Origin of the sequence: Prolixibacter sp. NT017 (assembly GCF_009617875.1) — a bacterium.
Lineage (GTDB): Bacteria > Bacteroidota > Bacteroidia > Bacteroidales > Prolixibacteraceae > Prolixibacter.
In genome coordinates this window covers 1,952,458-1,972,170 of record NZ_BLAV01000001.1, presented here as the reverse complement: position 1 = coordinate 1,972,170, position 19,713 = coordinate 1,952,458, and the positions used below count along the sequence as shown (strand labels likewise).

Genomic DNA, 19,713 nt, shown 5'->3' with positions numbered 1-19,713 from the left:
TTAGTTTATTCCAAATGAAATATCGTCAGAAGAGCCGGAAGTCTGGACGTTAATCCGTTCCATAACAAATCTGCCGGTGGTTCCTTCTTCGTCGATGCTATTCCCGGTAATTTTCCCTTCATCGGTAATTTTTCCTTTCCAGGAATCCAGCTCATAAGTTATATCCTGGTTATTGAAGAGAATCTCACATGACTTGGACTTCATTGAAACGATACGGCCGGTAACGGTTCCATAAATTTCCTGTCGGACAATAAATGTCTCTTCACCTTCAATCTGCTCGGCAAACTGAAGTGTCCCCGATAATCTGGAACCTTTTTGTTCCAAATCAACGTATCCGCTATCGGTACCGTAGCCAAAATCTTCCGAGAACAGCCATCGTCCTGTTATATCAATCGTATCCGACATACTTTCCTAATTAATTCGTGAAAATAAGCAAATTTTCGATTCGAGCTAAAGTCAGATTTCCGGCATAGCTTATAACAACATGAAGAATATTTCGTTTGTAGTAAAATTCGGAGCTATTGAAAACGCAAAATTGTGCTTTTATTTTGCTGTGTTTTTAGGACGAAAGGGATGCCCTCAATGATTGAATTTAACGATATTTTGTAGTAACTTGAAGCCAGATAACCCCCAGATGTGTTATGAAGAAAGAACTCACAAAATATTTTCATCTCGCAGCATTTTTCTTGCTGATAGTAAATTTTCAGGCCAAGTCTCAGACATTATTATCAGGTAATTTATCTGCAGGAATTACTACTCCTCAGGTTGTCGATCAAGATAGTACTGTTGATGGGGCTTCCCGTTCTGCACTATACAAAGTTCCGGATACTTATGGCGCTGATTGGAAAAAACATGTTGATGAAATTCTAAACAAAAGGCCTTATCCTGACACGATTTATGTTGATGGGGTAAAAGTGCTTCTTGCCTTAAAGCCTATTCCTTCAGTGCCGTCAAAGCGATTGTCAGCCACGCCTGATTCAGTCCTGAATAAATTAGGCAATTTGACATTTCGCAAGAAAGCTTTTCAAAAAATGATGCTTGAAAAACTGGTGTCTTTGATAAATGAGCAGAAGCAAAAAGAGAGTGAAGAAGCACTGAGTGTCGAAATTGATGGATTGGTTGTTGATGAGACGCTCTCGAAGGTAGGACGCGATTTCTATGAGTCTTTTTATTCCAAATGGGTGGCACCAGTAGATGCCAAAGATTATACTCTTTTTATCAAAGAAAGTCCACCCCGAATGAATCGGGTGATGGTGTCTATTTATGTGAATGACGATGAAGTGTTTTCTTCATATCTGTCGCCACGTGAGGAAATCATAAATGCCTATGCCGATTATGCAGTTGGACAAGTTCAAAGTTACCTTAAGCAGAGAGAAAATGTTTCGCAGACATTAGAAGATCCGGATATGATGGGGAACGGAATATATTGATATTTTCAATTTACCATTGAGATTTTTCCCACATACGGATAGTTGAATAAGCTTCGAAAAAAGCTCTTTAAAATTTCGATTTCTGGATTTATTCTAAGTTTTATAAGGGGCAACAAAAATATTTGAAAACATTCGTGTTTTTTTTGAAAAGCACACAGCCACAATGTTTAAGGTTCTATAATAGGTTTATACTGAGCCTGAACTATCAACAAAAAAGGGAACTACCAATTAATTAGTTCCCTTTTTTGTTGTGTTTTTTCCTAGATATTAAACATTATCTTACTGCCTCTAACCCAATTACCAATCAGGCATGTCTCCCTGAATAATTTGTTCAGTGGCACCGGAAATGGAGCCATCTGTATTTGTTTGCAAGTAGGCTGTATAGATGTTCCGAGGGCCAATCGTTCCTATACCTACTGAATACGTAAGACCGACCCCTGCCGCTAAAATTCTGGGGTTGAATACACATTCTCCTGCACTAAGCCCAAGGTCAATTTCCTGTTCTCCTGTACCATCAATGTTGATTTGATATAGATGAGCATCAATCTGGGTTCCATCTGCGAAATCTTTAGTGGAGTGGGTAAAGTAAACCGTTTGGCCATCAAAGGAGAAAGTGGGAGAGTCTGTTCTTCCTGGCTCGTTTCCGACCAACAAATGCATATTGCTGCCGTCATCATCCATGACATATATCTCCGAATCATAAATGTTGTCGCCAACGGTCTGAACGACAATTTTATGTCCATAACGAGACCAATCGCAATACCAAAAATTGCGCCCGGCAGGAGCTGTAGCAATCACTGTGGCATCATAACCTTCCTTGTTAACCTTAATTAACTGGTTATTGTGAGGATAAATAATGTAACCACCATCTGGTGACCAGGCAAAACCAGTACCGTTGTTGTTGTAGCCTGTTACAGGCTTGTCTTTTGGCGATACCTGTGTTAGATTTCTGCCATCAAGTGTCATCGTATATATCAGATTCTCCGTACTCCGGTTCGAAACAAAGGCCACTTTGTCCTCTGTCGGAGACTTTCTGGGATACCAATCCTTTGCAGGGAAATCTGTTATTTGATAGTTGATCTGTGTGGTACTATCGTACGAGAATATCTCATAATTATTATTGAAAACTTTCGCATAGACCAGAAGGTTCTTAGGTACAGCCTGAGTTTGAAATCTCCGGTTGCTTGTTTTCCCAATATAAGTACCTTCTGCTTCAACTTTTAGATACCACAAGTATGATGTGTTGTATTTCAGTCCATTTACTGTATACGAAGTATCTCTGGTATTGGCTACCCATGTTTTCTCTTCCAGCGTTGCAGCATTGATTGTTACTAAACTAACATCAATAGGCGAGTTTTTATAGGTTGTATCATTAAATTGCCAGGTGAACGTCAAATTTACCGGTTGATCTACAACACCATCTGACGGATTTTTTAATGTAATGGCATCATCAGCTGGATTAGTGATAGCATCTTTGGGCAGATACATACTAATAGTGCTTGTCTCCTTTTCCGTTACAGTTAGCTTTTCGGTGGTACTTGTATATCCATCCTTCGAAGCAGTTACTGTTACATCTCCAGACGGAACTTCCTCGATGGAAAAATGCCCTACAGAGTCAGTATAAACAGTTTCTGAGGTTGGAGAAGTCGTTATCTTGACATTTCTAATAGGTGCATTATCATATTCGCTAATAATGGTTCCTTCCAGCGAACCATAAAGAACGACATCATATGGCTGTTCTTTACATTGCCATAAACCAAGCGAAACTAGTATTAATAGAAGGAATTTAACAAAAGAGTGTCTTTTCATCGCCTATCCGGGGGTTAGATGTTACTTGTTAGATAATAAGCCATTATATTTAGCATTCAAAATCCGCCGTTTTTTAATTGAAGTGTCATCGGACCGTTAATCTTTATAGACATGCCGTTGAGTTGATTATAGCCATTCTCCTGAATTTGCAGGTTGCTGCCACTTCCTGTTTGGGTTATGTTGTAAGTGCTTCTAAGCATGCTATAGTCGGATAACGAGGCGTTAAGCGTATGCTGGTTTCCTTTTTGCAAAATATTTCCCTCGATATTATTGCCCTGAAGATTCAGCTTCAGTGTATTGCTGTTCCCTTGCTGAGTAGCATTGGTCGTCAACCCTGAGCCGTTAATATAGAGGGCGGCATTATTGTAATCACCATATTGATTAACGGTTGTATTATTTAGGTAAGATTCAACGGACTGATCTTTTATTAAAGCATTATTGTAGTTTCCTTTCTGATTAACTTGAGCCTGAACCGACATTCCCTGAAGTGCCATCTGTTCGTTAATGAACAATTGCTGTTGGGCCAATTGCTGATGAATTCCATCATCCTGTCCTTGGGGAACATTGTTCCGATTGCTCTGAGCCCAGCTTGTTCCGGATATAAATAAAAACACCAGAATAATGAATATTTTATCTAAGTTTTTCATGGCTCTCATTTTTACATAAGTTACAAAAACTCCGGCTTAATATCAATCAAACTTATTTTCTTTTCTTATTGAAATCAAGGTACAAGTTAAGTCCTAGTTTGCCTCCAATAAAGTAGTCATTGTAGTAACCGTGATTGATTCCGTCCAGGTTGTCATTCAGTAAGTAGTTACTGTTAACTTCCATAAAAAGTCCAATATCATTCCTCAATAAATACTCCATTCCTAGTCCGCCTTTCACATAAGGGTAAAACTTATCGGTATAAGCAACACCCGTTCCAACAGTAAAATATGGAGAAAAAGAGCGCTGTGGAAAAATATTGATACCATAATTCAGTTCGGTATTGACCATCGTTGTTTCAAAATATGGTCCGCTTTTAAGTTTTCCAATTCCTGCTGTAAGCGACAGAAAAGAAGCGTGTTTTTTGGGCAAATAGTATAGTCCGAAGCTACCACCACCATTCAGCCCCGTTTTCCCCCAATCACTTTGGAAGCTGTAAGCATTGGCCGAAAAGTTTAAGGCAAGTTTATTGCGTCTTTGCTGCAATTTATTTCCCCAAAAGTTTTCATCGTCACGTTGATCTTTTTCTTTTAAATATTCAGTAAAAATCGGAGCCTCTACATCTTCCGGATTCTTTAATTTCCAAAGGCCATCAAATACTCCCTCCATGATCAAATCCAATACAGCTTTCTCAATAGCTTCCTGTACAGCGATATCCGTTGGTTCATTGTAGGTAAAACCAGACTCTGCTTCCAGTAGCTTATTCGTTGCAACATATTTAAAAACACCGGCACTTATTTCTTGCGATAAGATCCTTTTGGAAACATTAACAGACTTCAATATCCGACCACTATTGGTCGAAATAGCCCGGAGATATATGGATACTCTGTCTTCTCGATATTGTGTATTCGCTCCAATACCCAGGTATCTGGCTCCAGCTCCGCCTGTAAGAATATTGTAGTCGTAAGAAATAATGCCACCCTCCAAAATGACACCTGCAAACAAAAGAGGGGGAAGAGAAGGCTCATTACTCCCGGTCTGCTGTGAGTAGTTCATTCGACTCGAGTTAATAATTTTACGTTCGTTTAACAAGTTTGCTAAACCTTCTCGTTCGATAGGGACAAACCACTTCGAATCTTCTAACGCTTTCAATAAAATGGATGTGGCACCTTGCGTGATTGCAGTAGACCAGGAAGAACCATAATCCGTAGCCTTATATTGTCCTGTCTGATCTCTGAATTTATATACAGCCGCTACAATTGGTTCTTCAGGTGCTGGCAGTTCGGCAAATTTTGATGAGATCCTCGTATCCTGACCTATCCGGGCAGGAGTAGGAGCCATGGGTTGATTAAAATAAGCGTTACACGAGCTGAGAACAAAGCTGGCAGTGAGTACTATGACTAGTTGTACTTTTTTCATGGGGGAAGATTCGGTTAAAACTTTTATTATTGCACTTATTGGTTTGGAATTGTAATACTGGATTGTCCCCCGGATTGAGTATCCAAAATATTAATATCGACTCCTTGTGCCCCTTGTGTTATATTTATTTGATAGTTACCTACAGTATATTGTCCATTTTGAAGACTAAAATTACTGCCAAACTGTTCCTGCAGAATCTTGCTCGCAAGTTGGTTTAATATTTGGTTGTTAAGATTGTTGGTGAAGTTATCGAGTGTTGTCTGTGAACTGGCAGCACTAGTGGCCGTTGCCTGTTTTTTCTGCGCGTCAGCAGAATTTAATAACCAGCTGTAATTGTATGTGTTGCCACCGAATGCCGGATTAACAGGTGTATAAACAAAATCCTGTGCACTTACTATGAACGGCATGAAGCAGAGCCATATGAATATTATTCTCTTCATAACATTTGACTTAATAATCAGTATATACTAAAATAACTAAATTTATTTGACTTTAGTGTATGTAATACTAAAGTTGTCAGAATAATTATTTCGCTCAAATTTCATGGTATGAATCGCTTGGGTCACCCACTGAGATTGTGTATTGTATCTAAAATCAACAGAATCTGTGTAGGCGAAATCCATATTCATGTAACCATTCGGTTTAATTCTCCACTTATCAAATGGCAATGGGCGTTGAGTTGAGAATAGGTGGTAGGTGTCTTTGGCTCCCTGTTCTAAAACTGTGTGAGTCTCAATAGGAACAGCAAAGCTCATAGTTGGCAAGGTTTTATATTGCGTTATTTTTTGGTCTTGATCTTGAAAGAATGTCTTCCCATAGAAAGGGAAAAGCATATTTAGATTATTCAGAAAAATTTTGGGAAACACATCCGATGGAATTATTACCGTTCTTAGATTTTCCAGCGATTTCTTTACATTGGTCTTGTTCAACGGCGCAACATTGCGGGTCGGGAGTGCATTTAAAAACTCATCAATCATCGAAATATAATATGCCCTGATGGTTGCAATATTGACAATGGATGCCGGAACACCTAAGTTGCTGAAGCGGATAAGTAATTTAACTTCTTTCCCTTTATTCCATTCCTGAAACCAGTCAACCATCGGCCCGGGGAAATCCTGAAAAATATTAACGGGATACCCCGTTGCATCCCATTGTAATGTAAAACTCGAATCAGTCTTTGCTATTACGGTTAACTTTTCAATATCACTATATTGACCACTCCATGAGAAATCGTTGCTCCTGAACATCCGCTGAAAATCAGTCTGATATGCTACGGTTGTATTAACGTTCCATTGAGGCGTAAAAAGAATAGTTGGTCTTTTTTCTTTTTGTGCATATGTTTGATTAATAGCAAACAACAGAAAAATAACTGCTCCTGTAAACCTTATTTGACCCAATGTTATTTTCATTGCTCTGTTTTTAATTAAAGAAAGCTGCCTGCCGAAGCAGGCAGCTAAGACCCAAAATCAGTTATGATTTATCAATATAAATAATTCGTATGAAAATTGGATCGAAAACTAAGTACTAAAGAAAAAAGGTGATTCAATTATTGGAGAACAACTGATTGGTTCATCAATCCCATTTGGGTAACAACAGAGTTGTGATTCATACCGCTGGTTTCCTGTACGCTTTTGTTACCAAATCCGTACTGCTCGAGAAGGACTGCGTTGTTATCACCACAAACTTTCTGGATTGCTTCGTTGTATGAAGAGAGTCCGAAAAGACCCTGGCGAGCAATAACTGTGTTGTTATCACCATGAACTTTCTGTGCCAATTTGTTAGCGTAACCTACCTGATGACCTGCAACTGTATTGTTGTCTCCGTCAACCTGGGCCATTGCTTTGTTTCCAACACCATACTGTGCAACGATTGCTTTGTTGCCGTTACCGTCGATGTTTAAGAATGCAGCATTGTAAGCACCAAAAGCCTGAGTGATAGAAGCAGTGTTGCCGTGACCTTCGATTTTAATACCGGCAAGCATGTAGTCACCATACTGGCTGATAGATGCTTTGTTAAAACTACCATCTACATAGATACCAGCCATCACCGGTGCGAAATCTACATTATAAGAACCGGCATCAATTGACTGACAGCATGCCAAATCAATAGCACAAGTGTTGATTGTGAAACAACCTCCGGCAGGATCACCTACATTAGAAATATCAAAGAATCCCATGCAAGCACTTGCCCAGTCAACATGGATATCCTGACCTGCAACATTCTTTTCACCAACTTGAGTAATGGCAGTATTGTTAAAGCTACCATAAACTTTGATTGTTGCGTCGGTACCACTACCTTGTTCATAGTACCAACCACCACCGGTTGCGCCAGTTTGGTCAATCAAGGATTTGTTGAACATACCTACTTGAACCACGGTAGCATCACCGTAGGAGTTCTTCTTGTTTTGAGGACCATTTCCTTTTTTAGCAAATGAAACGCTCGCGATCATTACCGCAACTAAGAGTAAAATTACTTTTTTCATAATTTTCAATTTTAAGATTGGTTTATAAAAAGGAGATTTTGGGTTTTAAGTATTTTTATTAAGATTTAATCTATATTAACGTAATACAATTTATGAACATCAATTCTAAAAAGCAATAGCTCGAAAGAATTTTTTAACTTATTTATTTTTTAGTAAAAGAGTTGTAGTGTTCACTAGCAGAGACAGGCCGTTAATTACAAAGTAGGCAATGGCATCTTCAATTCTCTCTAATGTAGTCGGATTGTTTTTCCCACCATAAAAATGGTTGGAGGGTGGACCCTCGGAACCTTCATTTTCAAACTGGTTTCCATACTGGGCAATTTCCTGGGGGAAGGAGGAAGTTTTGACCAAGAATTTAGGAACCAGCACCGTTAGATGCTTTGTCATAACCTGGTTTTAAAATTGGTTTTTGTTTTGTATTTGGTAACGCCAAGTTACGAAAGTCTAACCTTACGTGTCAAGATCTTTGACAAGAAATTTTATAAAAAAGTGGCTATCGGACATCGAGGGATAGGCTATAACCCAATAAAATCGCCACTTTGGGAAATGTAAAAAAAAAATCATTTTTTGCAAAATATTTTTCAAAAACATACGTTAGTAAGAGTGACGAGGACTGTTTGATCGATTTTCAATAAGCGAAATAATGCTTGTTTTGGGGTAGAGAATTGCTCAAAATTTGTTGTTTTTTTCGTCAGGGTTTACCAATATTGCAATTGAATCCACGACAGTCGTTTTCGGTTTTAAGATTGGTTTTTTGTATTTGGGTTTTAAAAGATCATTTGGTTTTAAACTGACTTCAATCTTGTCGTGGATTCTTTCGTTTGTAAATTTCCTCTCACTTTTCCATAAAATTTCTGTTTCTATTCTTTTTGAGAAACTCGCCTTTTATGAATTTCTGATGCCGGTATGTATTATATTTACATGACGAATGGAAATTTCAATCTAATAAAACGATATGAAGAGAATTATTGCTACTTCGGATGCCCCCGAAGCAATTGGCCCGTATAGTCAGGCTATTGAAGTAAACGGGACGCTATATATTTCCGGGCAGATACCGCTTAATCCTTTAACGAAGGAAATACCTGAAGGCATTACCGCGCAAACCGAACAGGTAATGGAGAACATTGAAGCCGTTTTAAAAGCCGCTGGTTATGGCTTTGATAATGTAGTGAAGTCGACTTGTTTTTTATCGGACATGGCCAATTTTAAAGCCATGAATGAGGTGTATGGAAAGTACTATGAAACAAATCCGCCGGCAAGAGCAGCTTTTGCCGTAAAAGAATTGCCGCTTGGTGTGCTGGTCGAGATTGAGACCATTGCCGTAAAATCGTAAAATGTTTCAGCAACGAAGAAGATTTCAGTACACAAAATAGATATTCAATAAAAAAAGCCGTCAAAATTTTGACGGCTTTTATGTTGTTTGAAAATGTAATGTTCGGAAAGAATTTAATCAATAATAATGTTTTATAAGTTATATAAACTTACTCGGAAACAACTTCAAATTCGAGTTCGAAGTATACTTCGCGGTGCAGTTTAATTTTCGCAACATGCTTACCGACTTCTTTAATAGCGTCTTGTTTGATGGTAATCTGTTTGCGATCGATGTCGAAGCCATTTTCTTTAAGAGCTTCAGCAATCTGAATATTGTTAACTGAACCGAAGATTTTTCCGGTGGTACTTGTTTTGGCACCAATGCTGATCTTCAAGCCTTCGAGTTTGGCAGCAACTGCCTGAGCTTCTTCTTTCAGTTTCGCTTCTTTGTGAGCGCGCTGACGTTGATTTTCACTCAGTACTTTTTTTGCCGATTCGGTGGCTACAACAGCGTGTCTTTGCGGAATGAGGAAGTTACGTGCATAACCGTCCTTTACATTCACAATATCATCTTTGCTACCCAGGCGGGGTACGTCTTGAAGCAGAATGATTTCCATAGTCTTACCTCCTCCTTTTTTATTTCAACAAATCGGTTACATAAGGCAGCAAAGCAATCTGACGGGCTCTTTTTACGGCCTGCGCTACTTTACGCTGGTATTTCAGAGAAGTTCCGGTGATACGACGGGGAAGAATTTTACCCTGCTCGTTCAGGAATTTCTTCAGGAATTCCGGATCCTTGTAATCTACATACTTGATTCCGTTCTTTTTGAAACGGCAGTATTTTTTCTTTTTGATTTCGACTGACGGCGGGGTCAGATACCTGATTTCGCTTGTATTACCTGCCATAGTTTAGTTCTCCTTTTCTTTTTTCGCGTTTACTTTGTTTCTTCTCTTTTCGCTGTACTCTGCGGCATATTTTTCCAATTTTACTGTCTGGAAACGAATGACACGCTCGTCGCGACGAAACTCAGTTTCGAGCTTGTTGATAAAAGCCGGGTCGGCCTTAAATTCGAAAAGGTGATAGAACCCAGTCGATTTTTTCTGAATGGGGTAAGCCAGTTTTTTTAATCCCCAGTGTTCTTCGTGGAGCAGTTCACCGTTGTTACCGGTAATCAGCTCTCTGAACTTTTCAACCGCTTCCTTTATCTGGGCTTCAGATAAAACGGGAGTTGCAATGAAAACGGTTTCATACTGATTCAACATACTGTTTCAGTTTTATTAATAATATTTGTTTTAAAACCGCGCAAATATAGGAACTATTTAGATGAAATCAAAGATTGTATTGGTTGATTTCGCTTCCGTTTTGGGCTAATGAAAGCCACTTGAGTTTATTCAGCAAAGTGTCGTACTTTTGAGGCCGAAATCAAAGAGTCCTATGTTCCGGAATTACCGCTCATACTATAAGAATATATTGCACCTTGCATTTCCTCTGATGCTTTCGCAGGCAGGACAGGTGGTGGTACAGCTGGCCGATTCGGTGATGGTCGGTCATGTCGGCACTCCGGACCTGGCCGCTGCGTCGTTCGCCAGCAACCTTTTTTACCTGGTGATGATGTTGGGGATGGGAATAACATTTGGTCTTACGCCATTGGTGGGGCAATCGTTTGGTCGTAACCATTTCCGCGAAGTGGCGATATATTTTAAAAACAGTCTGTGGTTGAATTTTGCTTTCACGGTAGTGTTGACTTCTGCTTCGTGGGGAGTTTCTTATTTGATGCAATACATGGGACAGCCCGCCAACGTGGTTGCCCTGGCGATTCCGTATTTTAGGGTGCTGACTATCTCCATGTTGCCGTTTTTGTTGTTCTTCACGTTTAAGCAATTCGCCGAAGGGCTCGGAAATACCCACATTGCGATGGTGGTAACGCTTACTGCCAATGCTTTAAACATTTTTCTGAACTATATCTTGATTTATGGTAAGGTAGGATTCCCGGCATTGGGCTTGCTGGGAGCCGGTTACGCTACGTTAATCGCCCGAATGGCTATGCCGGTCATGATGGCTTTGTTACTGTATTTTAAGGGGAATTTCAGAAAGTACTTGTTGTTTTTTCCTTCGGTTCAAACGAGTACACAGAAGATGCTCGAGTTGCTTAAAATCGGTTTGCCAATTGGCATACAACTGGTACTCGAAATCGTTGCATTCAATTTTGGCGGAATCATGATGGGATGGTTGGGAGCCGTTCCGCTGGCAGCGCACCAGGTTGCATTGGGACTGGCGACTATGACTTTTATGATTTCCAATGGAATTGCCATGGCAACTACGGTTAGAGTGAGCAACTGGATGGGAGCATATCGCCTCAAGGAAATGCGGATGGCTATTGAAGCTTCGCGCCACCTGGTTTTACTTTTCATGGGATTCTCGGCAGTTGTATTTATTGTCTTTCGGAATTTTCTTCCGATTCTGTTTACGCCCGACAAGGCAGTTATCCATCAGGCGACGATTCTGCTGATTGTTGCTGCTTTCTTTCAGATTTTTGATGGGTTGCAGGTTGTTTCGCTGGGATGCTTGCGAGGAATGGCCGATGTAAAGTATCCGATGTACATGGCTGGTATTTCATACCTGGTAATTGGCATACCAGTCAGTTACTTGTTTGCATTCGTTCTGAACGTTGGGGCGGCAGGGATCTGGATTGGTTTTCTGGCTGGTTTGGCTTCCGCCGGAATATTGTTTTACATCCGCATTCGGTACAACATCCGGCACATTGCAAAATAAAAGCGGGAAGAAGAAAGTTCCCGCTTCATTAGTTTAGCATAGCTAGGTCAGAAAATGCTGTGGTTTTAGTAAAAGGTCTGAACCTTCAGATTCAATCAAAATGCTCATCAGGTTTAGCAGTAGCTAATTTAGCACTAATTATTAATTTTTGTTAAAAATGTTAATGTAATTAAAACAATTACTCTCCATTTGATCCTGTAGAATGTGTTTAACGTTCACATAAACAGTGAATAATATGACGTTTGTCAGCGATATGTTTTTCAGCATATGTGGTATAGAAGACCAATTTGTCTTGAATACAAACGATTTACGGTCGTTTGTTCATTTTTTTTCAGAGTGATTGCTTTCAATAAATGACTTTTATTAGCGATTTGGATCGGCAAATTGCCTTATTTTGTAAAGGAGGTACTTAATTTGTCTCCGCGAATGGATTTACAAAAATCTGTCCGGACTGGTAGAAAAAAGTCAATCATCAGATAAAGAAGAAATTCATGAAAGCGATAAGAAAAAGCAAACCGGAAAAGGGCCTTTGGCTCGAAGATGTTGCCATCCCGGAAGTGGGGGTTAACGAAGTATTGGTCAAAATAAAAAAGTCGGCCGTCTGCGGAACCGACTTACATATATATAAGTGGGATGCGTGGGCGCAGAAGACCATTAAAACTCCCATGACCATCGGGCATGAGTATGTTGGAGTGATTGCAGATAAAGGCAATGAAGTAACTCATTTTGAAATTGGAGAGCGGGTAACGGTAGAAGGTCACATCGCTTGCGGATATTGTCGGAACTGCCGTCGCGGACGGAAACACATTTGCGACCATACAGTGGGAATTGGTGTGAATCGTGATGGTGGATTTGCTGAATACGTTGTTGTTCCTTCGGAAAACGTGCTGAAAATTGATGCCCGGATTCCTGATGAGATTGTCTCCATTATGGATCCACTGGGAAATGCAACGCATACGGCACTGTCATTTCCCCTGATTGGTGAAGATGTTTTGGTTACAGGTGCTGGCGGTCCCATCGGATGTATGGCGATTGCCGTGAGTAAATTTGTTGGCGCCCGAAACGTGATTGGTACCGAATTAAGCCCTTACCGGCGCGAGCTGGCAATGAAAATGGGTGCAACCGAGATTATTGATCCGCGCACGGAAAGCCTGGAAAAAGCGATGCACGACAATGGCATGGTATCCGGTTTTGATATTGGTCTGGAAGTTTCCGGTTCGCCCGTTGCGTTCGATACCATGATTAAGCACATGTACAATGGCAGTAAAATCTCGTTGTTGGGAATCTTGCCTGATACTACGCAAATTGAATGGGATAAAGTCATCTTTAAGGGAATAACCCTGAAGGGAATTTATGGCCGGGAAATGTATGAAACCTGGTACAAAATGGAAAAAATGTTGCTCTCGGGCCTCGATATTTCCCCGGTTATTACGCACCGTTTCCATTACACCGAATTCCAGAAAGCGTTCGAAATCATGGAAGAAGGAAACTGCGGAAAAATTATTCTCGACTGGGAAGACTAAAAAACATCTATTTTCGGGTAGGGGAGTATTGGAGTGAATTCCAATTTTATTAAATTTGCCACCCGAAAATTGCCACTTTAGCTCAGTTGGTAGAGCAGCGCTTTCGTAAAGCGGAGGTCGTGGGTTCGAGTCCCATGAGTGGCTCTCGTGAAAGAAAAGTCTGTTGAATATTCAGCAGACTTTTTTGTTTGTCATCTTCTACGCATTCTGTCTCTGGTCTGGTATCCTTTAATCTTATCCTTGGTTATTTTTCAGGCTTTCTGTTTTCTGCATGTAAATGTTGGGAAGGTTTTCTTCTTAAAGGAACATATGTTCATACACTTTATTATCTTTAGAAAGACCAGAATTGGATTTGAGCTGATATTACAAAGCTTCCAACCGCAAAAAACCAGACTTTATGAAATCGAACTTGCGTTTTGCTTTAGCTGTGAATAACGAACATATTTTTGAATCGCAACATTTTGGCGATGCGGATATCTACCTTTTGTATGACTACCGTGAAGGCAAAATAAATTTCCACCGGGAAATATTGAATCCTGCCAAAGACTTGCAGCATAGTGCAGATCACGGTTCTCCGGAAAAAGCCCGGTTGTTGACAAGCTTATTCCGGGATGAAGAGGTTGATGTTCTTGTTTCCAAAAAGTTTGGTGGTAACCTGAAAAGGATCAATCAGTATTTTATCCCCGTCATTATTTCGCTCGATTCGCCTGAAGAAGTGTTGGAAATTCTGCAAAAACACCTTCACTGGTTGACGGAAGAACGTCGTAAACACGTTGGCTCTTTTCAGCTTTTTCAGATTAATCAGGGAATCCTGAAGTCTTCAGTACGGCAAGATAAGCCGGTGCATCGTAAAATGTTTTTTGATGAATCTGAAAGAAACTAACCGGGAGAAGTATGAAAGAATTTCTCAGTTGATTGGAGAACAGCGCTACGGCGAAGCGCTCAATGAATTAAATGATTGGGAAGAGAATCATCATCAATTCCCGGAAGGAAAGATATTACGAAGTCAACTGAAAGAAATCCTTCGGTACCAAAACCTGGACATCTACGCTAATACCAATCTTTTTATGGACCCGTGGTTTGACGAATAAAAAATCCCCGAATAAGCTCCTTAGCAAATCCGGGGAATTTTCATATCACCGTTTTAATTACAAACTCTTAATCTCATTTACCAGCGCCTGTAACGAATCTTTGGCATTACCGAAGAGCAATCGTGTTTTCTCTCCAAAGAATAGCTGATTTTCAATTCCGGCATAACCTTTCCCTCGTCCGCGCTTCATCACAATAATATTCTTCGCCTCATGAGCATGTATAATCGGCATTCCGGCAATGGGACTACCGGGATCAGTTAACGCTGCAGGATTGACCGTGTCGTTCGCACCGATAACAACTGCTACATCTGTACTGGGCATATCCGGATTGATGTCGTCCATTTCCACCAACTGGCTGTAAGGAACATCCGCTTCCGCCAACAGTACATTCATGTGTCCGGGCATGCGACCGGCAACAGGGTGAATGGCATACCGCACGTTGACACCTTTCGACGACAACAACTGGTCAAGCTCGTGACAGACATGTTGTGCCTGGGCAACGGCTAATCCGTAGCCGGGAATAATAACCACATTCTGCGAATAGCTTAACAGGATGGAAGCATCGCTTAAGGTAATTTCCTTCATCGTTCCACCTTCGGCTTGCGCGGAAGAAGGACCTCCACCAAAAGCTCCTACAATCACATTGAGCAGGGAACGGTTCATGGCGTTACACATCAGTACAGTCAGGATACTTCCGGCCGAGCCAACCAAAATGCCGCCCAGAATCATCGCCTGGTTGTTATAAATAAAACCAGCCATGGCCGCTGCAATACCGGTAAAACTGTTCAGCAACGAAATCACGACCGGCATGTCGGCACCTCCAATTGGCATCACAAACATGACTCCATAAAGAAGCGAAACGCCGAAGAGGACGTAAAGCTCCCAGCTGAGTTCTTCGGTACTTTTTCCGGATACGAGCATGTACACAAACATGGCTACGACAAAAATGAGCAGCGCAATGTTGACATACTTCATGATACCGGCCCTAATATCCTTGATTTTGCCGTCCAGCTTTCCGTAAGCAATCATCGAACCGCTAAAGGCGATACTACCGATAACAAGCCCCAAAAGGGTGACCAGAACAAGCCGCACATCGGTGATGTCGGCATGAGGAAATTCCAGTAAAGCAACTAATGCCGAAGCCAAACCTCCGGTGGCATTGAAGAAAGATACCAGTTGTGGCATAGCGGTCATTTTTACGGTCCGGGCTATGTACCAGCCCAGGACAGTTCCAACGCCAATCGATACGATAATGATCCAGATATTCGTTAAGGCAATGCCTTGTCCATCTGCATTTTTATGCAGAAACATGGTTGAAATCATGGCCAGCAGCATACCGGCTCCGGCAATAATGTTTCCCCGACGCGCCGTTTCGGGATGACTTAGCAGTTTCAGTCCATAAACAAACAAGAGAGCAGCCAGCAAATAGCTGAGCTGAAGCAGGGTTTCGCCCATTGTAAAGGGCGTACCGTTTAGTGTTCCGATAATCTTATCCATATCGATCGCTTATTTCTTTTTCTTCTTAAACATTTCCAGCATTCTGTCCGTCACCACAAAACCTCCGGCCACATTGAGTGTGGCGAAAATGATGGCAAAAATGCCGAGTACCAGTTCGATGGAAATATGGCTCGTATCGGCATGACCGACCAGGATAATTCCCCCGATGATGATAACACCGCTGATGGCATTGGCACCCGACATGAGCGGCGTATGCAACACCGACGGTACATGCGAAATCACTTCAATACCAAGAAAAATAGATAGAGCGATGACAAAGATGACTTCTTTGTAGGTATAGAAATAAACTAATACTTGTTCCATATTATTCATTTTTTACTGTCCAACATCGACTTAACCCGCTCATTGATAACTTCACCGTCACGAGTTATACAGGTTCCTTTAATAATCTCGTCCTCAAAGTCGAGCTGAAGCTGACCTTCCTCATCAATCATGAGAGCGAGAAAATTGGAGAGATTCTTTCCAAACATTTTGCTGGCATCCGTCGGCATTTGAGCAGGATAATTAGATTGTCCCACGATGCGCACACCATGATGTTCGACTATTTCGTTGTCCTTCGAAAGCTCACAATTTCCACCAGTGGAAGCAGCTAAATCGATGATGACCGACCCGGGCTTCATCTTTTCCACGACATCGTTGGGAATTAAAACAGGGGCCTTCTTACCAGGAATTTGCGCCGTCCCAATAACAACGTCGGCTTTTATGGCTTTCTCGTTAATGGCTTCCTGCTGCCGTTTCTTGAAATCTTCAGTCTGTTCAACGGCGTATCCGCCGGCTGCAGCATCCTCACGGGCGCCTTCCACTTCAACGAATTTAGCGCCGAGGCTCATTACTTCCTCTTTAACGGCCGAACGCACATCGAAAACCTGAACCTGGGCTCCCAACTTGCGGGAAATGGCGATAGCCTGCAGTCCGGCCACGCCGGCTCCAAGAATTAGTACATTGGCCGGACGGATGGTTCCGGCAGCTGTCATAAACATCGGGAAAAAAGAGGGAAGGAGTGAAGCGGCTTCCAGGACAGCCTTGTAACCTGAAACTGTTGCCATCGACGACAGAACATCCATGGCCTGGGCGCGTGTAATCCGGGGAACCGAATCGAGACTGAAGCTGACGATTCCTTTCGAAATGAAAGCCTTTACCAAATCGGTATTCCAGAGCGGATTATACTGGCTAATCCAGAGCTGCTCTTTTTTCAGACTTTCAACTAAATCGGTCTCAGGAGGTTGAATTTGTATCAGGACTTCCGCTTTTTCCAAAACTTCTTTCCGTGATACAACCTGGGCACCAGCCTTTTTATAACTTTCATCATTTTGATAAGCTGTTTCACCGGCCCCTTCCTCGACGAAAATTTCCACTTTTCGTTCTATCAGGCCTGAAACAACTTCGGGCAACATGGCGACCCGTTTCTCTGAACCGGTCTCCTTCAGTAATCCAATTATCATAAGTTGCTTATTTAATGGATAGTTTCTTTATGAACGTACTAGTTTTCATTCGGTTTGACAACATATTGTATAACAGGAAATCGCGGGTTTCGAAATTCCCTGAAAAAGCAATAATCAATATTTGATGAACAGAGAAGTTGAAAGGAATGGTTAAATGATGATAATTACTTTTTCGTATAACAAGGAAAGAAAGTTCCGCACAGACTGCTTTTTATGAAATAGAAATGAAAAAATGGTTGCAGGGAAGGAGTATTTTTAGAAAAACATGGAAAAACACAAACGAAAAAAAAGTACATTTGCCCTGTTCATTTTAATGGCGGCAATAGCTCAGTCGGTAGAGCATCAGCTTCCCAAGCTGAGGGTCGCGAGTTCGAATCTCGTTTGCCGCTCATGAAAAAAGCCACTTACATCGATTCTCGTTGTAAATGGCTTTTTCTTTGGCCGCTGCTCTCAAAACGCTCTCCAGTCACAACCGCATTTAGCAATCGAAATCACTTTGCGTAATAAAGGGCTGTTTGGTTTCTTCGCTTAACCGGTTAAAATAAACCGCTGCCTTTTCATTTTCTTTTCGATGGCTGAATAACAGAAAAAGATCGAGGTTGACTGTTTCGCGGTTAACCCGCATATATTCCTCCTGCGATATCAGCGAGAGCTCTTCAATTTCGGCAGCTGTTGGATGGTAGTCCCAAACTGTTTCCATAACTCCTCCTCATTTTTAAATGTAAAAAATGGTTTTGTGTCTGGAATCCAGTCGGCTTATGGGTTGTAAACGAAAGGTCGGTGTTCGTTTCTAAAATAGAAAAAAAGCTGAAAGTTGATTTTACGAAAACAACAATTATTCTTCGCGGCAACCAAAAGTCTGTTCCAACTGCAGAAATGCTGCTTCAGTTGCCTTTTTGTCATCCAGTCCGCTCTGCATGAATAAGCTAATGGTTTTTCCTTCGCAATTCAGACAGATAATTTCACCCTCCATTTTGTCACCGTTAACCAACGTGGCATATTTCGACCGGTAAGCTTTCCGTCCGGCAAAAGTGACAGGCTCGATGGCAGTAAATTCAATACCCGGCTGCCGATAAATATCGGCGGCCCGCATGTTCTTTTTGTGCGAGTCGATCACCACATCCGGTTCGATACGTGCATTTAGCCAGGTGACGGTAATCACTCCGGTGGCTTCTTCTGTGTTATGCTCTGCCGAAAAATAGTGTCCGTCTTTACCCACGGGTTCATCCGAAATAATTTTCCAGTCGGCTGGAAGACTGAACGATACTCCGTCTTTTAGGAATTGTATGTCGTCTCCCGAAGGAGTTTCAGCGAAAGCGTTGGAAAGTAATAATGTAAAAACAGCAAATATGGTTGCCAGTTGTTTCATGAGTCTTTTGAATTTTGATGATACAAATATGATGAACCTTACCGGGAAAACGTGACAGTATTAAGAAAATTTAAGATAATTTGAACGCTGCCAAACGGTCCGGATTTATAATTTGGCAGGGCATTTGTTCATCTCACGATGTTATGACAAACATGAAAAACTAAAAACAAAAAGATATGATTTGGATTATTTTCATCGGTTTTGCTCTATTGAGCTGGTTGGTAAGTTACCAGCTGAAAAGCCGCTTCAAAGAATACAGCAAGATTCCAACAGCCAACGGAATGAGCGGACGTGACGTGGCTGAGCAGATGTTGCGGGATCATGGAATTCAAGGGGTAAGGATTGGAACCGTTTCGGGGCAGCTAAGCGACCATTATAATCCTGCCAACAAAACAATTAATCTGAGCCGTGATGTGTATTACGGTCATAGTATTGCAGCTGCAGCCATCGCAGCTCACGAATGTGGACACGCGGTCCAGCACGCCAGAGCTTACGAGTGGTTGGGCTTACGCTCGAAATTGGTCCCGATTGTGAGCGCTACTTCAAAATACACGATGTGGATTTTGCTGGCCGGTATTTTTACCGTTCAGCGTTTCCCGGCCATCATGCTGATCGGTATCATCCTGTTTGGACTAACTACGCTGTTTAGTTTCATTACCCTTCCGGTAGAAATTAATGCCAGTAGTCGCGCTTTGGCCTGGTTGAAAACAACGGGTATTACAACGGTTCAGACTCAGGGAAAAGCTTTTGATGCTTTAAAATGGGCTGCATATACTTATGTCATTGCAGCTTTAGCATCCCTGGCAACTCTGGTTTATTATATATTAATATTCATGGGAGCCCGAAGATAAGACAACAATGTGATTATGTCCTTTTATAAAAGTAAAGGCCTGTTTCTGTT

23 protein-coding genes and 2 tRNA genes are annotated in these 19,713 nt (G+C 41.4%); 9 read left to right on the top strand and 16 right to left on the bottom strand.

Annotated elements, in window-relative coordinates:
* Entirely contained in the window at positions 1–405 is a 405-nt protein-coding gene (locus tag GJU87_RS08250; RefSeq protein ID WP_153639085.1) for a hypothetical protein, read from the bottom strand.
* 236 nt (positions 406–641) lie between these two features.
* On the opposite strand from GJU87_RS08250, the gene GJU87_RS08245 reads away from it, so the two are divergent.
* Entirely contained in the window at positions 642–1,430 is a 789-nt protein-coding gene (locus tag GJU87_RS08245; RefSeq protein WP_153639084.1) for a CsgE family curli-type amyloid fiber assembly protein, read from the top strand.
* A 297-nt stretch (positions 1,431–1,727) separates the two neighbouring features.
* On the opposite strand, the gene GJU87_RS08240 is transcribed toward GJU87_RS08245, so the two are convergent.
* The 7 genes from GJU87_RS08240 to GJU87_RS08210 form a co-directional block, all read right to left on the bottom strand.
* The gene (locus GJU87_RS08240) at positions 1,728–3,239 is read right to left on the bottom strand and encodes a carboxypeptidase regulatory-like domain-containing protein (RefSeq protein WP_153639083.1); all 1,512 of its coding nucleotides are present in this window, start codon (positions 3,237–3,239) and stop codon (positions 1,728–1,730) included.
* Between the two features lie 56 nt (positions 3,240–3,295).
* Positions 3,296–3,886: a hypothetical protein gene (locus GJU87_RS08235; protein WP_153639082.1), complete on the bottom strand. Its 591-nt coding sequence runs from the start codon at positions 3,884–3,886 to the stop codon at positions 3,296–3,298.
* Between the two features lie 52 nt (positions 3,887–3,938).
* Positions 3,939–5,303, bottom strand: coding sequence for a CsgG/HfaB family protein (locus GJU87_RS08230; RefSeq protein WP_153639081.1), 1,365 nt, complete (start codon positions 5,301–5,303; stop codon positions 3,939–3,941).
* Between the two features lie 35 nt (positions 5,304–5,338).
* Entirely contained in the window at positions 5,339–5,743 is a 405-nt protein-coding gene (locus GJU87_RS08225; RefSeq protein WP_153639080.1) for a curli assembly protein CsgF, read from the bottom strand.
* Positions 5,744–5,785: 42 nt separating this feature from the next.
* The gene (locus GJU87_RS08220; protein WP_153639079.1) at positions 5,786–6,712 is read right to left on the bottom strand and encodes a hypothetical protein; all 927 of its coding nucleotides are present in this window, start codon (positions 6,710–6,712) and stop codon (positions 5,786–5,788) included.
* Positions 6,713–6,849: 137 nt separating this feature from the next.
* On the bottom strand, positions 6,850–7,785 hold the full coding sequence (locus tag GJU87_RS08215; RefSeq protein ID WP_153639078.1) for a hypothetical protein: 936 nt from the start codon (positions 7,783–7,785) through the stop codon (positions 6,850–6,852).
* 138 nt (positions 7,786–7,923) lie between these two features.
* Positions 7,924–8,172: a hypothetical protein gene (locus GJU87_RS08210; protein WP_153639077.1), complete on the bottom strand. Its 249-nt coding sequence runs from the start codon at positions 8,170–8,172 to the stop codon at positions 7,924–7,926.
* Positions 8,173–8,740: 568 nt separating this feature from the next.
* On the opposite strand from GJU87_RS08210, the gene GJU87_RS08205 reads away from it, so the two are divergent.
* Entirely contained in the window at positions 8,741–9,118 is a 378-nt protein-coding gene (locus GJU87_RS08205; RefSeq protein ID WP_153639076.1) for a RidA family protein, read from the top strand.
* A 148-nt stretch (positions 9,119–9,266) separates the two neighbouring features.
* On the opposite strand, the gene rplI is transcribed toward GJU87_RS08205, so the two are convergent.
* The 3 genes from rplI to rpsF are packed head-to-tail and all read right to left on the bottom strand — an operon-like array spanning position 9,267 to position 10,359.
* Entirely contained in the window at positions 9,267–9,713 is a 447-nt protein-coding gene (gene rplI, locus GJU87_RS08200; protein ID WP_153639075.1) for a 50S ribosomal protein L9, read from the bottom strand.
* 19 nt (positions 9,714–9,732) lie between these two features.
* Entirely contained in the window at positions 9,733–10,002 is a 270-nt protein-coding gene (gene rpsR, locus GJU87_RS08195) for a 30S ribosomal protein S18 (RefSeq protein WP_025866281.1), read from the bottom strand.
* A 3-nt stretch (positions 10,003–10,005) separates the two neighbouring features.
* Positions 10,006–10,359, bottom strand: coding sequence for a 30S ribosomal protein S6 (gene rpsF / locus GJU87_RS08190; protein ID WP_211297849.1), 354 nt, complete (start codon positions 10,357–10,359; stop codon positions 10,006–10,008).
* Between the two features lie 172 nt (positions 10,360–10,531).
* On the opposite strand from rpsF, the gene GJU87_RS08185 reads away from it, so the two are divergent.
* The 5 genes from GJU87_RS08185 (at position 10,532) to GJU87_RS08165 (ending at position 14,483) form a co-directional block, all read left to right on the top strand.
* Complete coding sequence (locus tag GJU87_RS08185) at positions 10,532–11,869, top strand: MATE family efflux transporter (RefSeq protein WP_153639074.1); 1,338 nt, start codon at positions 10,532–10,534, stop codon at positions 11,867–11,869.
* A 491-nt stretch (positions 11,870–12,360) separates the two neighbouring features.
* A complete protein-coding gene (gene tdh / locus GJU87_RS08180) occupies positions 12,361–13,392 on the top strand; it encodes an L-threonine 3-dehydrogenase (RefSeq protein ID WP_153639073.1) in 1,032 nt (343 codons plus the stop codon).
* Positions 13,393–13,463: 71 nt separating this feature from the next.
* Positions 13,464–13,536: transfer RNA gene (locus tag GJU87_RS08175), tRNA-Thr, on the top strand.
* A gap of 253 nt (positions 13,537–13,789) precedes the next feature.
* The gene (locus GJU87_RS08170; RefSeq protein ID WP_153639072.1) at positions 13,790–14,275 is read left to right on the top strand and encodes a NifB/NifX family molybdenum-iron cluster-binding protein; all 486 of its coding nucleotides are present in this window, start codon (positions 13,790–13,792) and stop codon (positions 14,273–14,275) included.
* On the top strand, positions 14,256–14,483 hold the full coding sequence (locus GJU87_RS08165) for a hypothetical protein (protein WP_153639071.1): 228 nt from the start codon (positions 14,256–14,258) through the stop codon (positions 14,481–14,483). The genes GJU87_RS08170 and GJU87_RS08165 overlap by 20 nt, the downstream gene beginning before the upstream one ends.
* 57 nt (positions 14,484–14,540) lie before the next feature.
* On the opposite strand, the gene GJU87_RS08160 is transcribed toward GJU87_RS08165, so the two are convergent.
* Genes GJU87_RS08160 through GJU87_RS08150 form a run of 3 tightly spaced genes read right to left on the bottom strand, consistent with a single transcriptional unit; the run spans position 14,541 to position 17,443 of the window.
* Positions 14,541–15,980, bottom strand: coding sequence for an NAD(P)(+) transhydrogenase (Re/Si-specific) subunit beta (locus GJU87_RS08160; protein WP_228491908.1), 1,440 nt, complete (start codon positions 15,978–15,980; stop codon positions 14,541–14,543).
* A gap of 9 nt (positions 15,981–15,989) precedes the next feature.
* Positions 15,990–16,304 carry an NAD(P) transhydrogenase subunit alpha gene (locus GJU87_RS08155; protein WP_153639070.1) on the bottom strand — a complete coding sequence of 105 codons (315 nt, stop codon included), beginning with the start codon at positions 16,302–16,304 and terminating at the stop codon, positions 15,990–15,992.
* 5 nt (positions 16,305–16,309) lie between these two features.
* Positions 16,310–17,443, bottom strand: coding sequence for a Re/Si-specific NAD(P)(+) transhydrogenase subunit alpha (locus GJU87_RS08150; protein ID WP_153639069.1), 1,134 nt, complete (start codon positions 17,441–17,443; stop codon positions 16,310–16,312).
* Positions 17,444–17,759: 316 nt separating this feature from the next.
* On the opposite strand from GJU87_RS08150, the gene GJU87_RS08145 reads away from it, so the two are divergent.
* Positions 17,760–17,832: transfer RNA gene (locus GJU87_RS08145), tRNA-Gly, on the top strand.
* 89 nt (positions 17,833–17,921) lie between these two features.
* Here GJU87_RS08145 and GJU87_RS08140 read toward each other — a convergent pair.
* Both GJU87_RS08140 and GJU87_RS08135 read right to left on the bottom strand, forming a co-directional pair.
* Positions 17,922–18,143, bottom strand: a complete 222-nt coding sequence (locus tag GJU87_RS08140) for a hypothetical protein (protein ID WP_153639068.1) — start codon at positions 18,141–18,143, stop codon at positions 17,922–17,924.
* A 135-nt stretch (positions 18,144–18,278) separates the two neighbouring features.
* A complete protein-coding gene (locus tag GJU87_RS08135) occupies positions 18,279–18,812 on the bottom strand; it encodes a hypothetical protein (RefSeq protein WP_153639067.1) in 534 nt (177 codons plus the stop codon).
* Between the two features lie 176 nt (positions 18,813–18,988).
* Here GJU87_RS08135 and GJU87_RS08130 point away from each other — a divergent pair, with 176 nt between their 5' ends.
* Positions 18,989–19,663, top strand: coding sequence for a zinc metallopeptidase (locus GJU87_RS08130; RefSeq protein WP_153639066.1), 675 nt, complete (start codon positions 18,989–18,991; stop codon positions 19,661–19,663).
* Positions 19,664–19,713 lie beyond the last annotated feature (50 nt).

What these genes read in the sequence shown, in the direction of transcription:
- GJU87_RS08225 (WP_153639080.1), bottom strand. Translation starts at nt 5,743, where the DNA reads ATGAAGAGAATAATATTCATATGGCTCTGCTTCATGCCGTTCATAGTA.
- tdh (WP_153639073.1), top strand. Translation starts at nt 12,361, where the DNA reads ATGAAAGCGATAAGAAAAAGCAAACCGGAAAAGGGCCTTTGGCTCGAA.
- GJU87_RS08230 (WP_153639081.1), bottom strand. Translation starts at nt 5,303, where the DNA reads ATGAAAAAAGTACAACTAGTCATAGTACTCACTGCCAGCTTTGTTCTC.
- GJU87_RS08165 (WP_153639071.1), top strand. Translation starts at nt 14,256, where the DNA reads ATGAATCTGAAAGAAACTAACCGGGAGAAGTATGAAAGAATTTCTCAG.
- GJU87_RS08160 (WP_228491908.1), bottom strand. Translation starts at nt 15,980, where the DNA reads ATGGATAAGATTATCGGAACACTAAACGGTACGCCCTTTACAATGGGC.
- rpsF (WP_211297849.1), bottom strand. Translation starts at nt 10,359, where the DNA reads ATGTTGAATCAGTATGAAACCGTTTTCATTGCAACTCCCGTTTTATCT.
- GJU87_RS08185 (WP_153639074.1), top strand. Translation starts at nt 10,532, where the DNA reads ATGTTCCGGAATTACCGCTCATACTATAAGAATATATTGCACCTTGCA.
- rplI (WP_153639075.1), bottom strand. Translation starts at nt 9,713, where the DNA reads ATGGAAATCATTCTGCTTCAAGACGTACCCCGCCTGGGTAGCAAAGAT.
- GJU87_RS08150 (WP_153639069.1), bottom strand. Translation starts at nt 17,443, where the DNA reads ATGATAATTGGATTACTGAAGGAGACCGGTTCAGAGAAACGGGTCGCC.
- GJU87_RS08220 (WP_153639079.1), bottom strand. Translation starts at nt 6,712, where the DNA reads ATGAAAATAACATTGGGTCAAATAAGGTTTACAGGAGCAGTTATTTTT.
- rpsR (WP_025866281.1), bottom strand. Translation starts at nt 10,002, where the DNA reads ATGGCAGGTAATACAAGCGAAATCAGGTATCTGACCCCGCCGTCAGTC.
- GJU87_RS08235 (WP_153639082.1), bottom strand. Translation starts at nt 3,886, where the DNA reads ATGAAAAACTTAGATAAAATATTCATTATTCTGGTGTTTTTATTTATA.
- GJU87_RS08210 (WP_153639077.1), bottom strand. Translation starts at nt 8,172, where the DNA reads ATGACAAAGCATCTAACGGTGCTGGTTCCTAAATTCTTGGTCAAAACT.
- GJU87_RS08155 (WP_153639070.1), bottom strand. Translation starts at nt 16,304, where the DNA reads ATGGAACAAGTATTAGTTTATTTCTATACCTACAAAGAAGTCATCTTT.
- GJU87_RS08140 (WP_153639068.1), bottom strand. Translation starts at nt 18,143, where the DNA reads ATGGAAACAGTTTGGGACTACCATCCAACAGCTGCCGAAATTGAAGAG.
- GJU87_RS08240 (WP_153639083.1), bottom strand. Translation starts at nt 3,239, where the DNA reads ATGAAAAGACACTCTTTTGTTAAATTCCTTCTATTAATACTAGTTTCG.
- GJU87_RS08215 (WP_153639078.1), bottom strand. Translation starts at nt 7,785, where the DNA reads ATGAAAAAAGTAATTTTACTCTTAGTTGCGGTAATGATCGCGAGCGTT.
- GJU87_RS08250 (WP_153639085.1), bottom strand. Translation starts at nt 405, where the DNA reads ATGTCGGATACGATTGATATAACAGGACGATGGCTGTTCTCGGAAGAT.
- GJU87_RS08205 (WP_153639076.1), top strand. Translation starts at nt 8,741, where the DNA reads ATGAAGAGAATTATTGCTACTTCGGATGCCCCCGAAGCAATTGGCCCG.
- GJU87_RS08130 (WP_153639066.1), top strand. Translation starts at nt 18,989, where the DNA reads ATGATTTGGATTATTTTCATCGGTTTTGCTCTATTGAGCTGGTTGGTA.
- GJU87_RS08170 (WP_153639072.1), top strand. Translation starts at nt 13,790, where the DNA reads ATGAAATCGAACTTGCGTTTTGCTTTAGCTGTGAATAACGAACATATT.
- GJU87_RS08135 (WP_153639067.1), bottom strand. Translation starts at nt 18,812, where the DNA reads ATGAAACAACTGGCAACCATATTTGCTGTTTTTACATTATTACTTTCC.
- GJU87_RS08245 (WP_153639084.1), top strand. Translation starts at nt 642, where the DNA reads ATGAAGAAAGAACTCACAAAATATTTTCATCTCGCAGCATTTTTCTTG.